The organism is Lentzea cavernae (assembly GCF_014653695.1).
Classification (GTDB): Bacteria; Actinomycetota; Actinomycetes; order Mycobacteriales; family Pseudonocardiaceae; genus Lentzea; species Lentzea cavernae.
The window spans coordinates 877,589-892,644 of the sequence record NZ_BNAR01000001.1 but is presented as its reverse complement, the minus strand read 5'-3'; the positions used below and the strand labels follow the sequence as shown (position 1 = coordinate 892,644).

Here is a 15,056-nt window from a genome sequence, read left to right as displayed (position 1 = left end):
CTGTGCGCGTCCTCGGACTGCTGCTGGGGATCCTGTTGCTGGCCGGCTGCGCGGAGAAGGCGCCGACGCCGGAGAAGTTCCAGTTCACTGCCACGACGCTGGACGGGGCGGAGTTCCGCGGTGACAAGCTCGTCGGCCAGCCCGCCGTGCTCTGGTTCTGGACGCCGTGGTGCCCGTCCTGCAACGCCGAGGCGGAGACGGTCGCGAAGATCGCCGAACGGCACCGGAAGGTGCAGTTCGTCGGTGTCGCGGCGGAGGACCAGCTCGACGCGATGAAGAAGTTCGTGAGCGACCACCGGATGACCGGGTTCCCGCACCTGGCGGACCTCGACGGCTCGGTGTGGAAGCGGTTCGGCGTCACCGCGCAGCCGACGTTCGCGTTCGTGCGCACCGACGGCTCGGTGGAACTGCTGACCGGCGCGCCCACGGAGGAGGACCTCGACGAGAGGGTCTCCTCCCTGACTCCCAAGACCTGATGTCGGGACGAAGTCCCCGCGCTGTCGGGACCAATGCCCGCTTCGGCGACGCGGCCCGGTCCGTACCGTCGGCCCAGGCGCGTGGCGCTGCCGCGCGTCCCTGAGGAGGCAGGTGCCGATGGACTACATCCAGGTCTCGCTCGCGGAGGCCATTCCCGAGCAGGCCAGGGACTACGCGTCCGCGCGGATCGCCTCGCTGGACCGGTACGCGCCGGACCACGTCGACTTCGCGTGGGTCAACCTGACCTCGGACAAGACCATGATCCACGCGCACGCCCGGCTCGACCTCAAGTGGGTCGAGGTGCAGGCGTACGCGGAAGGCCACACGGTCACCGAGGTGATCGACCTGGTGCGCGAACGCATGCGGCGGCAGCTCGTCTCGATGCAGGCCGTGCTCGCGCACAACTGACTTCCGGGACCGGACCCACCACCCGACGGCGGACGGGTGGTGGGTTCACCGCACCGCTCGTCCAGCGCGACCAGCGCCGCCCTCTGGTCACCGGACAGCAGGTCGGCCGAGTCCGCCTTCCCGCTCACGAGCGCCTCGCCGAGCCCGCGCACCGCGTTCACGACCGGCACGGCGGACCCGGTCGCCGGGTCCGCCGTGAACAGCACCCCGGACACCTCCGCGGGCACCATCCGCTGGACCACCACGGCCATCTCGGCCGCACCGCCACCGGCCCGCCGAGCGCGCGGAACGCCTCCACCAGGCCTTCCATCGACCGCTCGCGGCAGGCGCGGGTCGTGAGGTGGAACCCGTCCGGCACCGGCAGGCCAGCCCGCGCGAGCCTCGCCGGCGACGCGCCCTCGCCCCCGGCCGCCGCGAGAGCGGCTCACGGGTCGTCGAGCGGGAGGATCAACGGGATCATGTCGCCACAGTTGTCGAAACGGGCCACCCGCGTTCGTGCAAAGGGCGAAAGGAGCCCACCATGAAGCAGCAGTACCTGCTCAGCATCTACCAGCCCGACGGCGATCCACCGCCGCCCGAGGTGCTCGGCCCGATCATGGCGGACCTCGGCGCGCTGAACGAGGAGATGCAGGCCTCGGGCGCCTGGGTGTTCGCCGTCGGCCTGCACCCGCCGTCGACCGCGACCGTGCTCAGGGCGCAGGGCGGCGACGTGCTGATGACCGACGGGCCGTTCGCCGAGGGCAAGGAGCACATCGGCGGTTTCACCGTCGTCCAGGCCGAGGACCTCGACGAGGCGCTCGAGTGGGGCCGCCGGCTCGCGGCCGTGCTCAGTCCGCTGTCGATCGAGGTCAGGCCGATCGCGACCTGATGATCGAGGAGGTCTTCCGGGCCGAGTACGGCCGTGCGGTGTCGGTCCTGACCCGCCTGCTCGGGGACATCGACCTCGCCGAGGAGGCGGTGCAGGACGCCTTCACCACGGCCGTGCGGCGGTGGCCGGTCGAGGGCGTCCCCCCGGCGCCGGCGGGCTGGATCATCACCACCGCCCGCAACCGCGCGATCGACAGGTTCCGCCGCGAGGCCAAGGGTCAGGAGAAACACGCGCAGGCGGCGCTGCTGGAGCACGAACGGGAAGCGCGGGAGGTGGGGGACGTGGCCGACGACCGGTTGCGGCTGATCTTCACCTGCTGCCACCCGTCGCTGGCGAGGCAGTCGCAGGTCGCGCTGACGCTGAAACTGCTCGGCGGTCTGAGCACGGCGGAGATCGCCAGGGCGTTCCTGGTGCCGGAAACCACGATGGCGCAACGGATCGTGCGCGCGAAGGGCAAGATCCGCGCGGCCCGCGTCCCGTACCGGGTGCCGCGCGACGCCGACCTGCCCGCGCGGCTCGAGGCCGTCCTCGCCGTCGTCTACCTGATCTTCAACGAGGGCTGGCTCGACAAGGCGGACCTCGCGGACGAGGCGATCCGGCTCGGCCGGGTGCTCGCGGAGCTCATGCCCGACGAGCCCGAGGTGTGGGGGCTGCTCGCGTTGATGCTGCTCGTCGCGTCACGCCGGGAGGCACGGCTGCGCGACGGCGGGATCGTCCTGCTGCGGGACCAGGACAGGGCGCTGTGGAACGCCGAACTCGTCCGGGAGGGCCAGGACCTGGTGCGCCGCTGCCTGCGCTGGAACCGGCCGGGCCCCTACCAGGTCCAGGCCGCGATCAACGCCGTGCACAGCGACCCGCCGACCGACTGGCGCCAGGTCGTCGCCCTCTACGACCAGCTGATGGCGATCGCGCCGAGCCCCGTCGTGGCCCTGCACCGGGCGGTCGCGATCGCGGAGACGGCAGGGCCGAGGGCCGCCCTGCGCGAGGTCGACGCTCTCGACCTCGACCGCTACCACCTGTTCCACGCCGTCAGGGCGGACCTGCTGCACCGGCTCGGCGAGGACCCGGCGGCCGCGCTGCGGGCCGCGCTCGACCGGGCCGAACACCCGGCGGAGCGCGAACTGCTGCGCGAGCGGCTACGGCGTCTCGGGCTTGCGGCGGCGCACCAGCAGGATCACGCCGACGACCACCACGAGCGCGACCAGGAGCCACACCCAGATCGGCACGCCACCTGACTCCTCCGGCGCGGCGGCCGGGGGAGCGCCGGACACCGGCGCGCTCATCGTCACCGACGACGGGGCGGTGGCCGAGGTGGTCCGCGCCGCGACGGTCATCGTGAACGTGAACTTGCCGGTGACGGTGTCGCCGTCCGCGGACTTGGCCGCCCAGTCGACGGTGTGCACCCCGGACTTGGCCGCGGAGGCGTCGAGCTTCGCGGTGATCGTGCTGTCGACGGCCGCCGCCTGCGTGACCGGCACCTTGGCCCCGTCCGCTCCCGTGATGGTGATCGCGTCACCGTCCGGCAGGCTGATCGACTCGCTGAACACCAGCTCGACCTGCTCGGGTGGGGCGGGAAGGGTCGCGCCGGACGCCGGGTTGCTGCTCTTGAGCTCGGCGTGGGCCTGCGCGGGGACGACGAAGGCCGTCGCGGTGAGCAGGGCCAGCACGAGCGCGCTGAAGTAACGCGTCACGTGCGCAGCGTAGTGGGTTCGTCGATCAGTGCGGCAGACTCGGTTCGGACCGGAACAGGGCCGGGACGAACGCCAGCCCGGTCGCGACCAGCGCGGCCGCCCCGGCGGCGAGCACCGGCAGGATCGGCGCCGCCTCGTAGAGCAGCGCGCCGAGGACCGGCCCGCCGAGGAACGCCAGCCCGCTCACGCCGGTGACCAGCCCGGCCACCACGCCCTGGTGCCGCGGCCCCACACCGAGCGAGGCCGCCGCGCCGAACCCGGTGATCGCGAGACCGCCGCCCACCGACACGACCAGGAACGCCAGAGCCATGAGTGCGGAGGACGGCGCGACGGCCACGAGCGCGCACCCGGCCAGCGCGACCGGCCCGCCGACCGTCATCAGCCGGGTCGGAGACCACTTCAGCAACGGCACGAGCAGGCCCTGCGTCAGCAGGAGCCCGATGCCGGACGCGAACAGCAGGCCCTCGACGGACCCCGAGCCGACGCGCTCGTCCAGCCTGTCGGTGGCGAAGTAGAGGACGACGGCCTGCAGGAGCGCGAGCGACAGGTACGCGAAGAACCCGGCGCCGAAGACGGGCAGCAGCTCCAGCGGACGGACCCGCACCGGTTCGTGCTGCTCCGCGGGGGCCTGGAAGAGCGACATGCCCAGGAACGCGAGCAGCAGCGCGAGCGCCGGGGCCACGTACAGGGGCAGCGCCAGCGACGCGACCGCGAGTGCGCCGCCGAGCACCGGCCCGAGCAGCACGGCGAGGCCCTGCGCCGCCCCGACGAAGCTGACGGCACGGGTGCGCGCGGTCTCACCGCTGGTCGAGAGGCCAGCCACGGCGAGCGCCACGACCAGCACCGAGGCGAGCCCCGCGGAGAACAGGACGCTGCGGAACAACAGCACCAGCAGGAATGCCACGTCCGGCGTCAGGGTCTCGTCGATGCCGAACGTCACCGCGGCGGCGAAACCGGCGGGGCCCGCCACGCACAGGCAGAGGCCGGCCAGCAGCACGGGCCGGGGTCCGGCGGCGTCGACCAGCAGTCCCCACAACGGGCCTGACAACGCGATCGTCACGGAGGCGATCGTGAACACCAGCCCCAACTGGGTCGGCGTGAACGAGAGCGCGGTGACGACGGGAGCGGTCACCGAGGTCAGCACCTGGTGCACCGAGCAGATGACCAGCACAGCGACCAGCAGCGGCGTCAAAGATCTGGGCACGCGGTCTCCCTGCGGTTGCGGCGGAGCAGTGAGCGTAGAAGAACTTGATGAACGGATGGGATGGTTTGGGTGTAGATGCACCCGGGTAACCCGCGCCCGAACTGATCATCTGACCGAGGAGCGGTTTGGCTCGCGACCAGACAGCGAGGACGGGCGAGGCGGCGGATCTGCCACTGGGCAGGCAACGGCCGTCACTCGCGGCCGTCCGGCGCTGGGTGCGCCTGGAGCTGATGGGCGAGGACACCGACGCGGTGGCCGACGTGCTGCTGGTGGTCAACGAACTGGTCAGCAACGCGTACCGGTACACGTCGGAGCCGTCGTTCCTGCGCGTCGTCGTGGAGCTCAAGAAGATCCGCGTCGAGATCGCGCACGACGCCCGCGCCCATCCGCCGTTGCGCAAGGTCTCCCGCCCGCAGCGGGGGTACGGCCTGGTCCTGGTGGCCCGGCTGTCCGATCGCTGGGGTGTGGACAGGGCTCATGGCGGCACTGTGGTCTGGGCGGACCTGCCGAGAACGTCGTGACGGTAATTCGTGAAGTTTCGACATGCGCGCCCCGGGGTATGGAACCTCCTGCCTTGAAACAACAGGGCGCGGGGAGATGCTGATGGGTATTGCAGGACGGTCCAGCGAACGAGTGGACCTCGTCCTACCGGAAGGTGCGCTGCCACTCGCCGACGTGCGGGCGGAGGTGCGCCGGCTGCTGCGGGGACTGCACGAGAACGTGGTGGTCGACGTGATGGTCGTGGCCACGGAACTCGTGAGCAACGCCTACCACCACGCCGCCCCACAACGCCGTGCCCGCATCTTCCGCCTCCCCGAGCGCGAGGTGGTCCGGGTGGAGGTCGACGACGGGACCCCCGGCCGTTTCCCGCAACTCGGGCGGATCGGGTTCCTCGGGCGTCGCCAGAGAGGCTTGTTGCTGGTCAACGGCCTGGCGCAGGTGTGGGGGCACAACCGGTTCCCCGACTGCAAGACCGTGTGGGCGGACGTGTCGTCCGTCAGATGAGGGTCTTGACGACGTAGGCGGCGGCTTCGGCGACGAGGGCCTCGTCGTACTCGGCGTCCGCGGACGCCTTGCTGGACATCACCGCGATCAGGAGCGGGCCGCCGGTCGGCGGCCACACGACGGCGATGTCGTTGACCGTGCCGTAGGAGCCGGTGCCCGTCTTGCTCGCGACCCTGCTGCCCTGCGGAACACCGGCCCGGACGCGCTTCGCGCCGGTGACCGAGCGTTCCAGCAGGTCTCGCAGGAAGTCTCGCTTCTCGGGTTCGAGGGCGTCGCCGAGCACGAGCCGCCGGTAGTCGGTGCCGAGCGAGCGCGGGGTGGCGGTGTCGCGCGGGTCGCCGGGCACGGCCGAGGTGAGGTCCGGCTCGATCCGGTCCATCCGGGTCTCGGTGTCGCCGAGTTCGCGCAGGTACCTGGTGAGCTCCGCGGGGCCGCCGACGTTCGCGAGCAGCAGGTTGCCCGCGGTGCCGTCGCTGTGGCGGACCGCGGCGTCGCACAGGTCGCGCAGCTTCATGCCCGTGCGGACGTTCTGCCTCGTGATCGTGGAGCTCTTCATCAGGTCGGCGTCGGTGTAGGTGACGACGGTGTCGAGGCGCGCCATCGGGTTGCGGTGCAGGACGGCGGCCGTGACCAGGCCCTTGAACGTCGAGCAGAACGCGAACCGCTCGTCGGCCCGGTGCTCGATCGTGCTGCCGTTGTCGCTCATCGCGTAGACGCCCAGCCGTGCGCCGAACTTCTTCTCCAGCTCGAGCAGGGCGTCGTGGCTGACGGGGGCGGCGCTCGTGGTCGTCGGCGGGCTGACCGTGCTGACCGGCTCGGTCGCCCGCGGGGCCGCACAACCGGCGAGCGGGAGCAGGGCGAGGGATTTCAGGACTGCGCGTCGATCGGCCACCCGTTCAGACTATTAGGCTGGTCGGATGAAGGTTCTGTCCATCCAGTCCGTCGTCGCCCATGGCCACGTCGGGAACTCCGCGGCCGTGTTCCCGCTGCAGCGCATCGGCGTCGAGGTCGTCCCGATCCCCACCGTGGCCTTCTCCAACCACACCGGGTACGGCGCCTGGCGGGGTCCGCTGCTCCCGCCGTCCGACGTGGCCGACATCCTGCTCGGCGTGGAGGAGCGCGGGGTCTTCCCCCAGGTCGACGCCGTGCTGTCCGGCTACCAGGGCGGGGTGGGCATCGGTGACGTGATCATCGACGCCGTGGCCCGCGTGAAGGCCGCGAACCCGGATGCGCTCTACGCGTGCGACCCGGTCATGGGCAACGCCAAGTCCGGCTGCTTCGTCGCGCCGGAGATCCCCGTGCTGCTGCGCGACAAGGTCGTCCCGGTCGCCGACATCATCACCCCGAACCAGTTCGAGCTGGGGTTCCTGACCGGCACCGAGCCGGCCGACATCTCCTCGACGCTCGCCTCCGTCGACCTCGCCCGCGCGATGGGCCCGTCGACCGTGCTCGTCACGAGCGTCGAGCGGCCGGACCGCGACGAGGGCACGATCGAGATGCTCGTCGCGGACCCCGCCGGGGCGTGGCTGGTCAGCACCCCGCACCTGCCGTTCAAGGCGAACGGGTCCGGTGACGTCACGGCGGCGCTGTTCACGGCCCACTACGTGCAGACGAAGGACGCGGCGGTGGCGCTGGAGCGCACCGCGTCGAGCGTCTTCGACCTGATCGACCTCACCTACCGCTCCGGTGAGCGCGAGTTGAGGCTCGTGCAGGCGCAGGAGTTCTACGCCGCGCCGCGGATGCAGTTCAAGGCCGAACAGGTGCGCTGACGACCGCCGGCGGGTCTGGCCGGTCCGGCCAGACCTTGTGGCCGCGGTGATCCAGTGCCAGGTTGGGTGGATGCGGCGAACAACGGTGTTCGGTCTGCTGGCGGTCTGCGGGCTGCTGGCGGGATGTCTGGGGCAGACGCAGAGCGGTGATCAGGCGCGCAACGCCGACGCCAAGGAGATCACCCTGACGATCGTCGCCAACTCGGCGGTCGGCGGGAAGAACTCGCGCGGCGCGAACTGGCTGCAGAACTGGGTGATCCCGAGATTCACCGAACTGCAGAAGGCCAAAGGCGTCACCGCGACGATCAAGTTCGAGCAGAACGGCGCCGGTGACGAGGACTTCAAGACCAAGGTCGCGCTGGACCTGAAGACCGGCGGTGGCGGCGACATCATCGAGATCGACGGCATCTGGCTCGGCGAGTTCGCGCAGGCAGGGCAGATCAAACCGCTCGGTGACGTCGTCGGGAACACCGACTGGGACGGCTGGGAGAAGATCCCGAAGGCCGTGCAGGGACTCGGCGAGTTCGACGGCAAGCGGTACGGCGTGCCGATGGGCACCGACGGGCGCGTGCTGTTCTTCAACAAGAAGCTGTTCGCGCAGGCCGGGTTGCCCGCGGACTGGCAACCCCGCAGTTGGCAGGACGTGCTCGACGCGGGGACGAAGCTCAAGGCGCTGCCGGGCGTGACGCCGATCCAGCTCAACGCCGGTGCCGCGATGGGCGAGGCGACGACCATGCAGGGCGTGCTGCCCGCGTTGGCCGGCACCGGCAGGCCGATCTACGACAACGGGAAGTGGCAAGGGGATTCGGCGCAGCTGAAGGACGTTCTGGGGCTCTACCAGAAGGTCTACGGCGGCGGCCTCGGTGATCCCGTGCTGCAGCAGGAGGCCAAGGGGCGCGACCGGTCGTTCCAGCTGTTCAGCGAGAACAGGATCGGCGTCCTGCTGGAGAGCGACTACTTCTGGCGTTCGGTCGTGGAGCCGAAGAACGGCGTGGCGAAGATGGCCGACCGCGACGCCGCCGTCGGGTGGGCGCTGATCCCGGCGAAGCAGTCCGGCGCGGGTGTCGGCGGACAGGACTTCGTCAGCATGTCCGGCGGTGGCGTGCGGGTGATCAACCCGAACACCCAGTACCCCAAGCAGGCGTGGGAGTTCATGCAGTTCCTCAACTCCGCAGAGGCCGTCAAGGAGTCGCTGGCAGGCACGGCGCAGCTGACGCAACGGCAGGACGTCAACGACGAGGTCCTCCAGGGCGACCCGATGCTGACGTTCATCGCGGAGAAGGTCCTGCCGATCACCCGGTACCGGCCAGGGCTCGCCGACTACCCCAAGGTCTCAGCGGCGTTGCAGCAGGCCACGGCGGACGTCGTGGCGGGCAGGAGCCCGGACGAGGTGGCGACGGCCTATCGCGCGGCGCTGGTGAAGGCCGTCGGCGAGGGCAACGTTGGCTAGCTCCGGACTGGACAGCTCCGGACTGGGCGTCCGGCGCGCGGTCGGGTTCGTCGCCCCGGCGCTCCTGCTGATCGGCGTGTTCCTGGTCTTCCCGGCGCTGTGGACGCTCTACATCGGCATCACGAACTACCAGCTCACCGGTGCCGCGGCGGCCAACCCCCAGGTCGTCGGGCTGGACAACGTCGTCGAGGCCGCGCGCGACCCGTTGTTCACGAACTCGTTGTGGCTCACGGCGTTGTTCGTGCTCGGGTCGGCGGTGATCGGGCAGAACGTGCTCGGGTTCGGGCTCGCGTGGCTGCTGCGGACGGTGCGGCCGGGGCTGCGGCGGACCGTCGAGGGCCTGGTGCTGCTCTCGTGGATCCTGCCGAGCACGGTGGTGGCCTACCTGTGGTTCGCGGTGCTGAGCCGGGACACGGGCACGCTGGGCATGCTGCTCGGGTCGCCGCAGACCGCGTGGCTGGTGCAGTACCCGATGACGAGCCTGATCATCTTCAACGTCTGGCGCGGCACGGCGTTCTCGATGCTGCTCTACACCTCGGCCCTGGCCGCGGTGCCGCCGTCGCAGCTGGAGACCGCGCGGCTGATGGGCGCGTCGGGGTGGCAGACCGTGCGGGACGTGGTGTTCCCGCACATCCGCGGGCACGTCCTGACGAACACGTTGCTGATCAGCCTGTGGACGGCCAACGACTTCACGCCGTTCCTGCTGACCGCCGGCGGGCCGAACCACCAGTCCGAGGTGCTGCCGGTGCTGATCTACCGGCAGGCGCTGGAAGGTGGTCGGCTCGGGTACGCGTCCGCCATGTCGATGCTGTTGCTGGTGGGCAACCTCGTCATCGCCCTGGTGTACCTCAGGCTCCTGCGGAGGCGGGCATGAGTCCTCTGTGGATCGTGCGGCGGATCGGCTTCTACGTGCTGATCACGCTGGTGCTGGCGTTCTTCGCGGTGCCGATGCTGTGGCTGGCCTCCGCGCCGTTCGACTCGAAGCCAGGTCTGGGACTGCGGTGGCCGGACTGGACGTGGCGCAACGTCGTGGCGACCTTCGACCACCCGTACGCACTGACGTCGTTGCTGAACTCGTTGGTGCTGTGCGTGATCGCGACGGTGGTCACGACGGTGCTGGCCGCGCTGGCGGCGTACGCCCTGTCGCGCGTGAGGATTCCTGGCCGGGATTTGTTGCTGTACCTGTTGTTGCTGCTTTCCAGTGTTGTCACCGGCACGGCCGCGATGGTGCCGATCTTCGTGATGATGCTGCAGCTCGGGCTGATCAACTCGCAGTTCGGCACGGCGCTGGTGATCGCGGGCGGCATGCTGCCCGCGGCCATCTTCATCCTGAAGGACTTCATGGACGCCGTGCCGCGCTCGTACGAGGAGTCGGCACGGGTGTTCGGGGCCTCTCCGCGCCAGGTGCTGAGCCACGTCGTGCTGCCGGTCGCGCGGCCCGGTGTCGCGACGATCTTCGTGTGGGCGTTCGTCAACGCCTGGGGCAACTTCCTGCTGCCGTTCCTGCTGATGCGCGACGTCGGCCAGCAGCCGGCGGCGGTGCTGCTGCGCACCCTGTACGACGAGGGCGGCAGCGCCAACCTGACGGTGATCCCGGTGTTCTCGCTGCTGTACTCGATCCCGGTGGTCGTGCTGTACCTGTTCGTGAACAAGCGGTACGGGTTCCGATTCCACGGAGGCATCAAGAGCTGATGGCGGGTATCACTGTCGAGGGTCTGTCCACGGTGTACCCGGGCGGAGTGCGGGCGGTGGACGAGCTGGACCTCGAGATCGCCGACGGCGAGCTGTTCGCCCTGCTCGGGCCGTCCGGGTGCGGCAAGACCACGCTGCTGCGCACGATCGCGGGCCTGGAGGCCGCCTCCGACGGGGCCGTGGCGATCGGGGACCGCGACGTCACGAGGCTGCAGCCCGGCGACCGGCGGGTGGCCATGGTGTTCCAGGACTACGCGTTGTTCCCGCACATGACGGTGTCGGAGAACATCGCCTACCCGTTGCGGGTGCGGGGCGCCGCGAAGTCCGTGCAGCAGGAGACGGCCGCGCGCACCGCCGCCGGGCTGAGCCTGGGGGAGTTGCTGGACCGACGGCCCGGTCAGCTCTCGGGCGGTCAGCAGCAACGGGCGGCGCTCGCCCGCGCGGTCGCCGCGTCGGCCGAGGTGCTGCTGCTGGACGAACCGCTGTCCAACCTGGACGCCCGGCTTCGGCTGGAAGCGCGGACGTTCCTCAAGAAGCTGCAACGGGAACTGGCGTTGACGACGGTGTTCGTCACCCACGACCAGGCCGAGGCGCTGGCACTGGCCGACCGCATCGCGGTGATGGACGCGGGCCGGATCCGGCAGCTCGGCACCCCGCGCGAGGTGTTCCAGCGGCCCGCCGACACGTTCGTCGCGAACTTCATCGGCTCGACGCCCATGAACCTGGTGCCGCGCGGTGCCGAGATCGTCGGCGTGCGGCCGGAGTACCTGTCGCCCGCCGCCGAGGGGTTGTTCACCGGCGAGGTGTCCATTGTGGAGAACCTCGGCGTGACCTCGCTGGTGACGCTCGACTGCGGGGACGAGCAGATCGGTTACATCGTGCCGGAGGACGACGAACCCGCCGTCGGCACGACCGTGACCGTGGACGCCCCGCCCGCACGCGTTCTGCGCTACGACAAGGAGACCGGCCTACTCGTGAGGTGACGATGTTCCAGACCGACGGCTACGAGACGCACTCCGGAGTGCTGGCGCCCGCCCGGTTCGAGGCGCTGGCCGCGCACTTCGAGGCCAAGCTGGCCGCCCTGCCGCCGGGGCAGCGGCCCGAGCACATGGACGTGCCGCACCTGACAGACCCGGCGCTGTTCGAGTGGCTGCTCGACCCGGACGTGCTCGACCTGGTCGAGTCCTTGATCGGCCCGGACATCGCGTTGTTCTCGTCGCACTTCATCTGCAAGCCCGCCGGCGACGGCAAACCCGTGCCGTGGCACCAGGACGCGCACTTCTGGCGTGACACCATCTCGCCCGCCTCGGACGCGATCACCGTGTGGCTGGCCATCGACCCGTCGACCGTCGAGAACGGCTGCCTGCGCGTGATCCCGGGCAGCCACCGCGCGGCCGCCGAGCACACCGGCACCGCCGACTCGTTCTTCAACCAGGAGACGGCGGTCGACGAGTCCCGTGCCGTCGACGTGGAACTGGATCGCGGCGCGTGCAGCGTGCACTCGGCGATGCTGGTCCACGGTTCGCCACCGAACCGCAGCACGTCACGCCGGTGCGGCTACACCATGCGGTACATGCCGACGACCGTCCGGTTCCTGAAGTCCGGCGACCACAGGATCTACCTCGCGCGCGGCCGTGACCACGCGGGCAACACCTACAGCTCCACCTGAACCTAATGGCTGCTAATCGGAAAATCGATTCAGTCGTCTCTTCCGACCCTTCACCTTGACCGGTGTGAGGACCGGACATAGCGTACTGGAAAGCGCTTTCCGACCTCAGGGAGCCCGATGGACAAGGTTCAGGCGGACCGGTGGCGAGGCGTCGTGGAGCGGTCGTGGCGTCCGGCCGCACTGCTCGCCGCCTGCCTCGCGATCTGGCACCTCATCACCGCCACCGGCCTGGTCGAGGCCTACCTCGTGCCGTCACCGGCCAAGACCTTCGGCCTGCTCGCCGACAAGTGGTCCTACCTGTGGGGCCACACCTGGGTGACCACCTACGAGACCGTCCTCGGGTTCGTCATCGCGGGCGTGCTCGGCGTGCTGGTGGCCGTCGCGATGGTCTACTCGCGGACGATCGAGAGCACGGCCTACCCGATCCTGCTGTTCGCGCAGGTCATCCCGAAGATCGCCATCGCTCCGCTGTTCGTGGTGTGGCTCGGTTTCGGCCTCGAGCCCAAGGTGATCGTGGCCGTGCTGATGGCGTTCTTCCCCGTGGTCATCTCCACGGTCACCGGTCTCAAGTCCGTCGACACCGAGATGCTCGAACTCGCCGCGACGATGGGCGGCGGCCCGGTCAAGACGTTCGTGAAGATCCGCTTCCCGGCCGCGCTGCCGCACCTGTTCGCGGGTCTGAAGGTCGCGGTCACGCTCGCCGTCACCGGTGCCGTGGTCGGCGAGTTCGTCGGCTCCAACGAAGGTCTCGGATACGTGATCCTGCAGGCCAACGGCAACATGGACACGCCGATGCTCTTCGCCGGCCTGATCGTCATCTCCGTCGTGGGCGTCCTGCTCTTCCTCCTGCTCGACCTCGCCGAAAAGCTGATGCTGCCGTGGCACGCCAGCAGGCGCGGCGCCGCCGTCACAACCCTTCTCGCGAAAGGCTGATGATGAAGAAGCTGCTCGCTGGTCTTGTCCCCGCGTTGCTGGTGGTCGCCGCCTGCGGTGGGGGCGGCGGCACGACGTCCGGGTCCGGCGGTGAGGCGAAGGAGGTCACGCTGACCCTCAACTGGTACCCGTACGGCGAGCACGCGCCGTTCTACTACGGGGTCAAGCAGGGCATCTACGACAAGCACGGCATCAAGCTGAAGATCCAGGCGGGTCAGGGGTCCGGCAAGACCGTCACGGCGACCGGCGCCGGCCAGACGGACTTCGGCTGGGCCGACACCTCCGCGCTCGCCACGGCCGTCGAGCAGGGCGTGCCGGCCAAGAGCATCGGGGTGTTCCTGCAGACCACACCGGCGTCCGTGCAGTTCTTCTCCGACAAGAACATCAAGAAGCCGGAGGACCTGAAGGGCAAGTCCGTCGCCACGACGGCGGGGGACGCGCTGACGAAGACGTTCCCGGCCTTCCTGAAGCAGAACGGCATGCAGGAGTCCGACGTCTCGATCCAGAACATCGACCCGGCGGGCAAGATGGCCGCGGTCATCTCCAACCGCACCGACGTGCTGCTCGGGTTCGCGTCCGACCAGGGGCCGACGATCAAGGAGAAGTCCGGCAAGGACGTGGGGTACCTGCGGTTCTCCGAGTTCGGGCTGAACTACTTCAGCAACGGCCTGCTGACGTCGAAGAGCATGCTGCAGAAGGACCCCGAGCTCGTGAAGAAGATGGTCGCGGCGACGCAGGAGGCGTGGGCGGAGGCGGAGAAGGCCCCGGAGGCCGCGGCCGAGTCGATGAAGGGCGCCGCGGAGCAGCTGCCGTCGCCCACCGTCGTGCTGGAGCAGTTCAGGACGACGCTGACGTTGCTGCACACCGACGCCACGAAGGACAAGGCGCCGGGTGTCAACACCGCCGACGACTGGAAGAGGACCATCGACACCTTCCAGAAGACCGGCATCATCAAGGAAGCCTCCGAGCCTTCGGCTTACTGGGAAGAAAGCGTGGCACCCAAGGGATGACCGGCACCTTGACCACCTCTGCGGTCTCGATCGACGACGTGTCCGTGCGCTTCCGGTCGAAGCGCGCGGAGGTGACGGCGATCCAGCAGGTCTCGCTCGACGTCGCGCCGGGCGAGTTCGTGTCCATCGTCGGGCCTTCCGGCTGCGGCAAGTCGACGTTGCTGAAGCTGGTGTCCGGCTTGCTGACACCGTCGTCGGGTTCGGTGACGTTGCTGGGCGAGCAGGTGCGCGGGCCGCGCCACGACATCGGGTTCGTCTTCCAGCGGGCCGCACTGCTGGAGTGGCGGTCCGCGCGCAGGAACATCCTGCTGCAGGCCGAGATGCGCGGCATGAACGCGGCCGAGGCGGGCAAACGGGCCGACGAGCTCATCGAGATGACCGGGCTGTCAGGTTTCGAGAACGCGCTGCCGCACGAGCTGTCCGGTGGCATGCAGCAACGCGTGGCCTTGTGCCGTGCGTTGCTGCACCGGCCACGCGTGCTGCTGATGGACGAGCCGTTCGGCGCGCTGGACGCGTTGACGCGCGAGCAGATGAACGTCGAGCTGCACCGGGTGTGGCAGGAGACCGGCACGACGGTGCTGCTGGTGACGCACTCGATCGCGGAGTCGGTGTACCTCGCGAACCGGGTGATCGTGCTGACGCGGCGTCCCGCCGTGGTGCACGAGGTCATCGAGGTCGACCTGCCGGGCACCAGGGACTACTCCGCGACGATGGCCCGTCCGGAGTTCGCGTCGGCGACCGCACGCATCCGCGATCTTCTGGGAGCGGTGACAGGACAGGACTGATTGCGCGGCAAGGGTTGTAACGACTTTATTAGCTGGGTAGCGTCCGAGTTCCGCCGCGTTGGAAAGCGCTTTCCGTCGCCGTGCAGGCGCACGGC

At 69.8% G+C, this 15,056-nt stretch carries 18 protein-coding genes and 1 pseudogene; 15 read left to right on the top strand and 4 right to left on the bottom strand.

Features of this window, described 5'->3' with window-relative positions; all coding sequences use genetic code 11:
• The first annotated feature begins 2 nt into the window (after nt 1-2).
• Both IE307_RS04015 and IE307_RS46550 read left to right on the top strand, forming a co-directional pair.
• Nucleotides 3-476, top strand: coding sequence for a redoxin domain-containing protein (locus tag IE307_RS04015; protein WP_191296042.1), 474 nt, complete (start codon nt 3-5; stop codon nt 474-476).
• A gap of 118 nt (nt 477-594) precedes the next feature.
• Entirely contained in the window at nt 595-885 is a 291-nt protein-coding gene (locus tag IE307_RS46550; protein ID WP_229904450.1) for an HPF/RaiA family ribosome-associated protein, read from the top strand.
• Between the two features lie 161 nt (nt 886-1,046).
• Here the strand turns inward: IE307_RS46550 and IE307_RS47405 are convergent.
• Nucleotides 1,047-1,115, bottom strand: a pseudogene (locus tag IE307_RS47405) (hypothetical protein); the annotation flags it as partial.
• Nucleotides 1,116-1,405: 290 nt separating this feature from the next.
• On the opposite strand from IE307_RS47405, the gene IE307_RS04005 reads away from it, so the two are divergent.
• Both IE307_RS04005 and IE307_RS04000 read left to right on the top strand, forming a co-directional pair.
• Entirely contained in the window at nt 1,406-1,753 is a 348-nt protein-coding gene (locus tag IE307_RS04005) for a YciI family protein (protein ID WP_191296040.1), read from the top strand.
• On the top strand, nt 1,753-2,988 hold the full coding sequence (locus IE307_RS04000) for an RNA polymerase sigma factor (protein ID WP_191296039.1): 1,236 nt from the start codon (nt 1,753-1,755) through the stop codon (nt 2,986-2,988). The genes IE307_RS04005 and IE307_RS04000 overlap by 1 nt, the downstream gene beginning before the upstream one ends.
• On the opposite strand, the gene IE307_RS03995 is transcribed toward IE307_RS04000, so the two are convergent.
• Complete coding sequence (locus tag IE307_RS03995) at nt 2,890-3,444, bottom strand: copper resistance CopC family protein (protein WP_191296038.1); 555 nt, start codon at nt 3,442-3,444, stop codon at nt 2,890-2,892. The two genes, IE307_RS04000 and IE307_RS03995, sit on opposite strands and share 99 nt — an antisense overlap.
• Before the next feature lie 25 nt (nt 3,445-3,469).
• Nucleotides 3,470-4,648: an MFS transporter gene (locus IE307_RS03990; protein ID WP_191296037.1), complete on the bottom strand. Its 1,179-nt coding sequence runs from the start codon at nt 4,646-4,648 to the stop codon at nt 3,470-3,472.
• A 125-nt stretch (nt 4,649-4,773) separates the two neighbouring features.
• Between IE307_RS03990 and IE307_RS03985 the strand changes: the two genes are divergently transcribed.
• Together IE307_RS03985 and IE307_RS03980 are read left to right on the top strand one after the other, a co-directional pair.
• Nucleotides 4,774-5,169 carry an ATP-binding protein gene (locus IE307_RS03985; RefSeq protein WP_191296036.1) on the top strand — a complete coding sequence of 132 codons (396 nt, stop codon included), beginning with the start codon at nt 4,774-4,776 and terminating at the stop codon, nt 5,167-5,169.
• Between the two features lie 82 nt (nt 5,170-5,251).
• Nucleotides 5,252-5,653, top strand: coding sequence for an ATP-binding protein (locus tag IE307_RS03980; protein ID WP_191296035.1), 402 nt, complete (start codon nt 5,252-5,254; stop codon nt 5,651-5,653).
• Here IE307_RS03980 and bla read toward each other — a convergent pair.
• Nucleotides 5,646-6,545, bottom strand: coding sequence for a class A beta-lactamase (bla, locus tag IE307_RS03975; protein WP_191296034.1), 900 nt, complete (start codon nt 6,543-6,545; stop codon nt 5,646-5,648). The two genes, IE307_RS03980 and bla, sit on opposite strands and share 8 nt — an antisense overlap.
• Nucleotides 6,546-6,570: 25 nt before the next feature.
• Between bla and pdxY the strand changes: the two genes are divergently transcribed.
• The 9 genes from pdxY to IE307_RS03930 all read left to right on the top strand — a co-directional run bounded on the left by pdxY (nt 6,571) and on the right by IE307_RS03930 (nt 14,961).
• Nucleotides 6,571-7,422, top strand: coding sequence for a pyridoxal kinase PdxY (pdxY, locus tag IE307_RS03970; RefSeq protein ID WP_191296033.1), 852 nt, complete (start codon nt 6,571-6,573; stop codon nt 7,420-7,422).
• A 70-nt stretch (nt 7,423-7,492) separates the two neighbouring features.
• On the top strand, nt 7,493-8,872 hold the full coding sequence (locus IE307_RS03965) for an extracellular solute-binding protein (protein WP_191296032.1): 1,380 nt from the start codon (nt 7,493-7,495) through the stop codon (nt 8,870-8,872).
• Nucleotides 8,865-9,746, top strand: a complete 882-nt coding sequence (locus IE307_RS03960; RefSeq protein ID WP_191296031.1) for a carbohydrate ABC transporter permease — start codon at nt 8,865-8,867, stop codon at nt 9,744-9,746. The genes IE307_RS03965 and IE307_RS03960 overlap by 8 nt, the downstream gene beginning before the upstream one ends.
• The gene (locus tag IE307_RS03955) at nt 9,743-10,564 is read left to right on the top strand and encodes a carbohydrate ABC transporter permease (RefSeq protein WP_191296030.1); all 822 of its coding nucleotides are present in this window, start codon (nt 9,743-9,745) and stop codon (nt 10,562-10,564) included. The genes IE307_RS03960 and IE307_RS03955 overlap by 4 nt, the downstream gene beginning before the upstream one ends.
• Entirely contained in the window at nt 10,564-11,547 is a 984-nt protein-coding gene (locus IE307_RS03950; protein WP_191296029.1) for an ABC transporter ATP-binding protein, read from the top strand. Before IE307_RS03955 ends, IE307_RS03950 begins: the two co-directional genes overlap by 1 nt.
• A gap of 2 nt (nt 11,548-11,549) precedes the next feature.
• Nucleotides 11,550-12,233: a phytanoyl-CoA dioxygenase family protein gene (locus tag IE307_RS03945; RefSeq protein WP_191296028.1), complete on the top strand. Its 684-nt coding sequence runs from the start codon at nt 11,550-11,552 to the stop codon at nt 12,231-12,233.
• 117 nt (nt 12,234-12,350) lie between these two features.
• Nucleotides 12,351-13,166, top strand: a complete 816-nt coding sequence (locus IE307_RS03940) for an ABC transporter permease (RefSeq protein ID WP_191296027.1) — start codon at nt 12,351-12,353, stop codon at nt 13,164-13,166.
• Nucleotides 13,167-13,168: 2 nt separating this feature from the next.
• On the top strand, nt 13,169-14,176 hold the full coding sequence (locus tag IE307_RS03935; protein ID WP_229904354.1) for an ABC transporter substrate-binding protein: 1,008 nt from the start codon (nt 13,169-13,171) through the stop codon (nt 14,174-14,176).
• Nucleotides 14,173-14,961 carry an ABC transporter ATP-binding protein gene (locus tag IE307_RS03930; protein WP_191296026.1) on the top strand — a complete coding sequence of 263 codons (789 nt, stop codon included), beginning with the start codon at nt 14,173-14,175 and terminating at the stop codon, nt 14,959-14,961. The genes IE307_RS03935 and IE307_RS03930 overlap by 4 nt, the downstream gene beginning before the upstream one ends.
• Nucleotides 14,962-15,056 lie beyond the last annotated feature (95 nt).

Coding starts and splice junctions, on each gene's coding strand:
- IE307_RS46550 (WP_229904450.1), top strand. CDS start 595: ATGGACTACATCCAGGTCTCGCTCGCGGAGGCCATTCCCGAGCAGGCC.
- IE307_RS04005 (WP_191296040.1), top strand. CDS start 1,406: ATGAAGCAGCAGTACCTGCTCAGCATCTACCAGCCCGACGGCGATCCA.
- IE307_RS04000 (WP_191296039.1), top strand. CDS start 1,753: ATGATCGAGGAGGTCTTCCGGGCCGAGTACGGCCGTGCGGTGTCGGTC.
- IE307_RS03980 (WP_191296035.1), top strand. CDS start 5,252: ATGGGTATTGCAGGACGGTCCAGCGAACGAGTGGACCTCGTCCTACCG.
- pdxY (WP_191296033.1), top strand. CDS start 6,571: ATGAAGGTTCTGTCCATCCAGTCCGTCGTCGCCCATGGCCACGTCGGG.
- IE307_RS03965 (WP_191296032.1), top strand. CDS start 7,493: ATGCGGCGAACAACGGTGTTCGGTCTGCTGGCGGTCTGCGGGCTGCTG.
- IE307_RS03955 (WP_191296030.1), top strand. CDS start 9,743: ATGAGTCCTCTGTGGATCGTGCGGCGGATCGGCTTCTACGTGCTGATC.
- IE307_RS03950 (WP_191296029.1), top strand. CDS start 10,564: ATGGCGGGTATCACTGTCGAGGGTCTGTCCACGGTGTACCCGGGCGGA.
- IE307_RS03945 (WP_191296028.1), top strand. CDS start 11,550: ATGTTCCAGACCGACGGCTACGAGACGCACTCCGGAGTGCTGGCGCCC.
- IE307_RS03940 (WP_191296027.1), top strand. CDS start 12,351: ATGGACAAGGTTCAGGCGGACCGGTGGCGAGGCGTCGTGGAGCGGTCG.
- IE307_RS03935 (WP_229904354.1), top strand. CDS start 13,169: ATGAAGAAGCTGCTCGCTGGTCTTGTCCCCGCGTTGCTGGTGGTCGCC.
- IE307_RS03930 (WP_191296026.1), top strand. CDS start 14,173: ATGACCGGCACCTTGACCACCTCTGCGGTCTCGATCGACGACGTGTCC.